Raw genomic sequence first — 7,826 nt, 5'->3', positions numbered from 1 at the left:
TTGGGTTTAAGTGTGGAACAAATCGCTCAAGCTTTGGATTTAGACTTAGAACAAGTCCGACAAGCTATTCAAGAAACTCCATGAAACCCCATGACCAATTTGCCAAAAACTACCTTGAACAATTACTTTCTCCCCTGGGAATCGTCGAAATCAGCAAAGAAGTCAGCGATGAAACTCGACAGATAGATGTATTTTTTTCCCCCAATCCCGAACCAAACCCCGATTATCTGGGATTATTAGGCAGAATTGTCCTTAATACTGTCTTAATTGAACCCTATCGCAATCCTCCCAATCGTAGCGAGATTCGTAATTGTTTAGCGAAACTTTTGACCATTTTAGCCGAACTGCAAAGACAAGCTAAACGAGAAAATCAGAGCTACAATGAAAACAATGCCCCTCGTTTGTGGATTTTATCCCCTTCGGCTGGTATCACTGTTTTAGAGGGATTTGGGGCAAAATTAGAGCCAGATTGGCCAGAAGGAGTCTATTTTCTTCCCGCGCTTTATCGCACGGCAATTATCGCTATTAATCAATTGCCTGTGACGGCTGAGACTCTCTGGTTAAGATTATTAGGACGGGGAAAAACTCAAAACCAAGCGGTGGGAGAATTGTTAGAATTACCTCAAGGTAATGCTTTCCGGGAAAATATCCTGGAATTATTGATTAGTTGGCGGGTTACTATGGAAATAAATAACATCCTAGAAACTGAAGATAGAGAGGTGTTTATGACCTTATCTCAAACCTATCAGGAATGGAAGGAAGCAACTAAACAGGAAGGAATCGAACAAGGACTAGAACAAGGACTAGAGCGCGGACTAGAGCGAGGACTAGAGCGAGGAAAACTAGAGGCTAAACTGGAATCTATTCCCCGTTTGCTTGCTTTGGGTTTAAGTGTGGAACAAATCGCTCAAGCTTTGGATTTAAACTTAGAACAAGTCCGACAAGCGGCGCGAGAGTAAAGGTGGAGAGTTAAAACGCAAAAATGCCACAATGGATAAAATAGGCATTTTCTGACTAACTGACATCTTCTATGAGTAACCACCTAAGCGGAAGCGAGATTCGCCAGCGATTTTTAGACTTTTTTGCGGCCAGAAACCATAAAATTCTCCCTAGTGCCTCTCTAGTCCCAGAAGACCCCACCGTTTTGCTGACTATTGCGGGAATGCTCCCTTTTAAACCGATTTTCTTAGGGCAAAAGACCCCAGAATTTCCCCGCGCTACCACTTCCCAAAAATGTATTCGCACCAACGATATCGAAAATGTCGGCCGGACTGCTAGACACCATACTTTTTTTGAGATGTTGGGCAATTTTAGCTTTGGTGATTATTTTAAAGAACAAGCGATCGCTTGGGCCTGGGAATTGTCCACAGAAGTTTTTAACCTTCCCCCCGAAAGATTAGTCGTTAGTGTCTTTAGGGAGGATGAGGAAGCTTTCGCTATCTGGCGCGATAAAATCGGTATTCCTGCCCATCGTATCCAAAAAATGGGCGAAGAGGATAACTTTTGGGTATCGGGTCCCACGGGTCCCTGTGGTCCCTGTTCGGAAATTTACTACGATTTTCACCCCGAATTAGGGGATAAAACCATCGATTTAGAGGATGATAGCCGTTTTATCGAGTTTTATAACCTCGTCTTCATGCAGTATAACCGCGACGCGGATGGCAATCTGACACCCCTAGCGAATAAAAACATCGATACGGGGATGGGTTTGGAACGGATGGCGCAAATCCTGCAAAAAGTCGCCAATAACTACGAAACTGACCTAATTTTCCCGATTATCGCCGAAGCAGCCCGGTTAGCAGCCATAGACTACCAGAAAGCGGACGAAAAAACGAAAGTTTCCCTAAAAGTCATCGGTGATCATGTGCGCTCGGTAGTACATATGATAGCGGATGGTATCTCAGCATCGAATAATGACAGAGGTTACGTCCTGCGTCGTCTGATTCGGAGAGTAGTACGACACGGGCGTTTGATCGGTATTGAAGGTCAATTTATCACCAAAGTGGCGGAAGTGGCGATCGCTCTTTCTGAGTCCGTCTATGGCAATGTTCGGGAACGGGAAACGGTGATCAAGGCAGAATTAGAGCGAGAAGAAGCGAGATTTTTAGAAACCCTAGAAAGAGGCGAGAAACTGCTCGAATCGATTCTAGAAAAAGAAAAAAGCCAGATTTCGGGAGTCGATGCCTTTACCCTTTATGATACCTATGGCTTCCCCCTCGAACTCACTCAAGAAATCGCTGAGGAGCAGGGTTTAAGCGTCGATACGGCGGGTTTCGAGCAGGAAATGAAAAAACAGCAGCAAAGATCAAAAGCCGCCCACGAAACCATAGATTTGACGGTACAGGGTAGTTTAGATAAGCTGGCGGAACATATTCACCCGACGGAATTTCTCGGTTATACGGATTTGCAAGCAACCGCAACAGTAACGGCGGTTTTAGTCGCTGGGAAAACGGTGGAATCGGCCGCAGCAGGCACTGAAGTGCAGGTAGTTCTCGATCAAACTCCTTTTTATGCCGAATCGGGTGGACAAATCGGTGATAAGGGTTATTTAACCGGCGATAATCTGCTTATCCGCGTTGAGGATGTGCAGAAAGAATCGGGGATTTTTATCCATTTTGGTCGGATTGAGCGGGGAATTGTCACCACCGGCGATACAATTAATGCACAGATTGACCGTTCCTGTCGTCGTCGCGCTCAAGCTAATCATACCGCCACCCATCTGCTACAATCGGCATTGAAAAAGCTTGTCGATGCTGGGATTTCCCAAGCAGGTTCCCTCGTTAGTTTTGAGCGCCTCCGTTTTGATTTTAACTGTCCTCGTCCCCTGACTAGCGCTGAATTGCAACAGGTGGAAGAACAGATTAACACTTGGATTGCCGAAGCGCATGACACCCAGATAGCAGTGATGGGATTGGAAGAAGCGAAGCAGAAGGGAGCTATTGCCATGTTTGGCGAGAAATACGGCTCAGAAGTGCGAGTTATTGATATTCCTAGCGTTTCTATGGAATTATGCGGGGGAACTCACGTTAAAAATACCGCCGAGATCGGTTTATTTAAAATCATCTCCGAGACGGGAATCGCCGCGGGAATTCGTCGCATCGAAGCGGTGGCTGGCCCTGCCGTGTTAGCATACCTGAATGAACGGGATCAGGTGGTGCGGGATTTGTGCGATCGCTTTAAGGTCAAACCTCTGGAAATTCCCGATCGCATTACGGCCCTACAATCGGAGTTAAAAGGCACACAAAAGCAGTTAGAAGCGGTTAAACAGGAGTTGGCACTAAATAAATCGGATGCTTTGCTATCTCAAGCTGAATCTATCGGCGAATTTAAGCTATTAGTCGCTTCTTTGGGCGATATTGATGCTAATGCTTTGATGGCCGCAGCCGAAAGACTACAGCAAAAATTAGGGGAAGGGGCGGTGATTTTGGCCTCGACTCCCGCAGCTGATAAAGTGAGTTTAGTGGCCGCTTTTAGTCCCCGGGTGATTAAAGATAAGGGTTTACAAGCGGGTAAATTTATCGGTGCGATCGCTAAAATCTGCGCCGGTGGTGGTGGTGGTCGTCCCAATTTAGCTCAAGCTGGGGGACGGGATGCTAGTAAGTTAAGCGAAGCTTTAGCTAAGGCCAAAAGTCAGTTAACTAGCAGTTTACAATAGTTTTAAGGGTGGGCATTTTGTCCACCTTTAAAAAATTAGTTATCCTCTCGGTGTGATTGGTAAAAATAATATGGAACTACTGATCAAGAATTTGGGATCAATTAGAAATAATAATCAAGCTATAGATTTAACCAAGAAGTTTTATACTTTTATTGGTTACAATAATAGTGGCAAAACCCTAGTTTCTCAGCTTTTATGGACAATTTTTAATAATGACAATATTAGAAAGTTTTCCGAAAATACCCAAATTGATTCTTTAGTAATTGACTCGGAAAAACCTATTAAAAAAATTACTATCAATCAAGAATTAATCGATGAGATTCTCAATAAATTTAGCCAGTTTATTGAAAAAGAAGTTGTTAATACTTATAATCTTGATGCCAGTATTAAAGAAACGATTATTGGTTCCAATAAATTAATTTTTCAAGCAAATATCCAAGAATTTAAAGAGACGAAATTTAAAACAACTTTTTTGGTTCGTGTTGCAGGAAATAATGATCTGGAGTATTTACAGATTAGCAAGGGCAAAGGTAGCCTAACAATAAATATAAAAGAACCTAATATACCTGAAAAAGTATTTGATCAAATACCCAGAGACTTTTTTGAGAGAGCTAAACCATACAAGGAATCAGTAATTATTCCGTCAATAATAAGAGTGCTTTTGTCTCATGCAGAAGATACTTTTTTTATCCCCGCTAGTCGTAGTTTTTTTCCTGTTTTCTACCAGTACATTTATGAGATAGAGAGAAATAAAAGAAGTGAGTATAATCGTCGATTGCAAGAATTAATAGAAAATATTGATGATGATGTTGATACTAATCGGGATATATTCAAACGTCTTCAAGAACAATTACCCAAAAGGTCTTATACGGAACCAATGAATAAAGTGATTGAGTCGCTTTATTCTCTCAATACCAATAAAAAAATTAATTCAGTTTATAATTCTCTGATTGAAAAGATGATCAGATTAATGGGAGGAGAAATCACGATTTCTAGTCTAGAATCGATCGCACCTATTCAATTTTCTTTTAAATTCGATGAAAGCAAAGATTTACCCATGTATCTAGCTTCATCTTCAGTCAATCAGTTGACTATCTTGTATCTTTACCTGAAATATTGGGCCAAGGAAAAAAACAATTTTTTGATGATAGATGAACCAGAAGTTAATTTGCATCCCGAAAATCAAATTCGCTTAATGGATATTTTAGTTCAATTTGTCACCGAGCATGATAATCGGGTTTTGATCACCACCCATAGCCCAATTTTAACCGATATTCTCAACAATTATGTTTATCTTCATACCTTAAAAAGTTATGATGTTGATGTCACAAAAATTATTGAAGATAATCAATTAAAAAATTTAAATCCAGAAATTTCAATTGCTAAAGAAGACTTAGGGGTTTACTTTTTCACGGGTGATAAAATTATTGATTATGGAACCAGTCAATATGGTGTTTATTTTCGTAATTTTACAGAAGTTATCAACTCCGTGCAGAAATCTGGAGAAATTTTAACCAATCATATCTATTTAGCAGAGAATGAGTAAGTCTAACTCAAAAAAAGAAATATTTTCCCTTAGACAAGAGTTTCATCAAGCTTTAGAAAAATCGGGTTTTATTGAAGAAATCTGCCTTAGTCAGGATGAGTATATTCAAATTCTAGAAACAAATAAGAGCGATTTAAAGAAAGTAGTTATTAATCACTTACAGTTATCGTCTAAAAATGACAAAAATATATCTACAGAAGTAGATAAAATCTGGGTTATCAATTTAGAAAAAGAGTTACCCGGTATCTCTGCTTCCGGCAAAACCCCTGAAAAAGCTATATTAGTTTTACAGAGAAAAGTCGATGATGCTGGTAAAATTCTCAATTATCATCTGCAAATTTGTTTAATTGAACTTAAAGCATCCCTACAGGCAAAAAAAGACAAAGAAAGCACATTAAAGCAGATTGCTGGTAAATTTCAAAGCGGGATGAATAGAATCTATATGCTTCTGACTCTCAATAATCATGCTAATCCCCAGAAAAACTATCAAAATGCACAAATATTTGTGCAATTCAGAGGAATTATTTTTTATAATCGCAACGAAATTAGTGATCTTGCCAAAGAAAATGAGCCAGACTATAATTTGAGCGAGAGTACCTTATATAAAATTCTCTCTCAATCTACAGAATCAAATTTATTAACCCTAGAAACCCTATTAGAAGAACGAGATAAAATCGTCGTTAGGTTTATCCAAAATCCCAATCAAACTCAAGATTATATGACCATAAAACTAGAAGATTTACTCTGAATAAATGCTGCTTCTCTGTAATCTTGACAAGCTTTTTAGACATCAGCATTTAATCAGAACGTAGGTTGGGTTGAAGCATGAAACCCAACGCCTGCATGGGTTACGCTACCGCTAACCCATCCTACAAATAATTGTGCCTCCCTACTTAAATGCTGCTTCTCGGCAATCTTGACAAGCTTTTTAGACGTCAGCATTTAATCAGATGTGAGTTTTCATTTCACTGTTTACTGTTTACTGGACGGCTACGCCGTGCCTTTGGCAACACTGAAAAAAATCCCGCCACTCTCCTATACCTTTTAAACAGGATTTAGTATAATTTTGATGGGCAAAAATTGCTATTAACTACCCGGAGGGGGAATTACAGGAATTTCGATCCCGTCCGGAGCTAAGGGGGGAGGTGTGGGGGTTAGTTCTGGCTGGTCAACAGGTTCAGGTGTACTAACTAAGGGGATATTTTCCAGCACGGGAAGACGGGGAGTGATGGGTTGCGAAAACATCGCTTGAATTGCCGCTTTTCTGGTTTCTGGCGGTTCCAAAGCTTGCTGCCAGAGACTTTCATAAAAGAAGAAAATCACCCCTAAACCCCGTTGACGAGCAGCCAATACCTTTTCTTCAATCAAGGGTAGGGCAATCGGTCGATTGCGTAAACCGGTTAAAACCCCCACACCGGTGGGGATAGTTTGCTGGGTTTCCTGAATTTCGGGACGCTCTATTTGTTTGAGAAAACTGGGCAGATCGGGACGATAAACCTGTACGATTAACTCATCGACTAATCCTTGCCGCACCCAACCGAGCCAATCCTGTAAATGACCATTATAGGCGAATTCGTAGGGATTAGGGGCGATCGAAAGCAGTATATTCGGTTTAACTGCCTGAATTGATTCTTTGAGATTAGCCAGAAAAGCGGTGATTTTATCGGCCCGCCATTTTGTCCATTCGGGATCCCGGGGGTTAGCTGGGGGCGTTTTTTCGGTTTCCTGTTGATAAAGGGCGATAGTATAGGGATCATAGCCGAATTCGTTGGGTAAACTCAGATGATCGTCGAATTGGATGCCGTTAATATCGTATTGTCTCACCACTTCCAAGACTAACTCCCGCAGAAAATTCTGCACTTCGGGACGGAAAGGGTTCAACCACACCACCTCACCGGCTGCCCCCACCCAAGTGGTCCCCCCGTCGCGTTTTTGGGTTAACCAGTCTTGATGTTTTAAGGCTAATTCCGAGGTGGGAGGGGCCATAAATCCGAATTCAAACCAAGGAATGACCAATAATCCCCTGCCACGGGTTTGTTCCACCAATTCTGCCAAGATATCTTGTCCCTGCGCTCCCGTAGGCACAAAAGGCTGTATTCCTTCCCGTTGGGCGATCGCACTGGGATAGAGAGCATAACCGGAATTCCAGACCACGGGATAGATAGCATTAAAATTAAGATTAACTAATTGCTCGATCGCCTGTTGTCGTTTATCCCTGTCCATCAGCATGGCTGTGTCGTTGGTGGTAATCCAAACACCGCGAATATCAGGATCTCGACTTTGAGAGAAAGCGGCAGAAAAATAGCCTAATAGTAGGACTATGAGAAAAGATACTAAGAATAGTAGTATAGGGAACTTTTTAAGAATTTGCCGCCAAACGCTAGTCGGAATTAGAAAAGTCATTTCTTTAAGGTGAAGATTAACGGTTTTAACTGGTTATAATACCAGCTTTGCTCAACTCTTTGAGGCTAGATTGACCCAAAATAAGTAGGTAGGCACAATTATTTGTAGGATGGGTTAGCGGTAGCGTAACCCATGCGGGCGTTGGGTTTCATGCTTCAACCCAACCTACGTTCATTTTATATTTAATTCCACCCACCTACTTATATATTTACCTATTTCTTC

Annotated in this window: 5 protein-coding genes; 4 read left to right on the top strand and 1 reads right to left on the bottom strand. The window is 41.3% G+C overall.

Annotated features, from left to right (window positions below; genetic code table 11):
• Positions 1 to 80: 80 nt before the first annotated feature.
• The 4 genes from IM509_RS06860 (at position 81) to IM509_RS06845 (ending at position 5,949) form a co-directional block, all read left to right on the top strand.
• Positions 81 to 959, top strand: a complete 879-nt coding sequence (locus IM509_RS06860; RefSeq protein ID WP_272079351.1) for an RpnC/YadD family protein — start codon at positions 81 to 83, stop codon at positions 957 to 959.
• Between the two features lie 71 nt (positions 960 to 1,030).
• Positions 1,031 to 3,655: an alanine--tRNA ligase gene (alaS, locus tag IM509_RS06855; protein ID WP_052277326.1), complete on the top strand. Its 2,625-nt coding sequence runs from the start codon at positions 1,031 to 1,033 to the stop codon at positions 3,653 to 3,655.
• 70 nt (positions 3,656 to 3,725) lie between these two features.
• Positions 3,726 to 5,201 (top strand): AAA family ATPase, encoded by a 1,476-nt coding sequence (locus IM509_RS06850; protein ID WP_185237435.1) that lies wholly within the window; start codon positions 3,726 to 3,728, stop codon positions 5,199 to 5,201.
• Positions 5,194 to 5,949, top strand: a complete 756-nt coding sequence (locus IM509_RS06845; protein WP_185237436.1) for a hypothetical protein — start codon at positions 5,194 to 5,196, stop codon at positions 5,947 to 5,949. Before IM509_RS06850 ends, IM509_RS06845 begins: the two co-directional genes overlap by 8 nt.
• A 338-nt stretch (positions 5,950 to 6,287) precedes the next feature.
• Here the strand turns inward: IM509_RS06845 and IM509_RS06840 are convergent, their stop codons facing one another.
• A complete protein-coding gene (locus tag IM509_RS06840; protein WP_052277323.1) occupies positions 6,288 to 7,604 on the bottom strand; it encodes a family 10 glycosylhydrolase in 1,317 nt (438 codons plus the stop codon).
• Positions 7,605 to 7,826: the final 222 nt, after the last annotated feature.

The sequence above is a fragment of the Microcystis sp. M31BS1 genome (assembly GCF_020245285.1).
Lineage (GTDB): Bacteria > Cyanobacteriota > Cyanobacteriia > Cyanobacteriales > Microcystaceae > Microcystis > Microcystis panniformis.
This window is presented reverse-complemented; position numbering and strand designations above follow the sequence as displayed.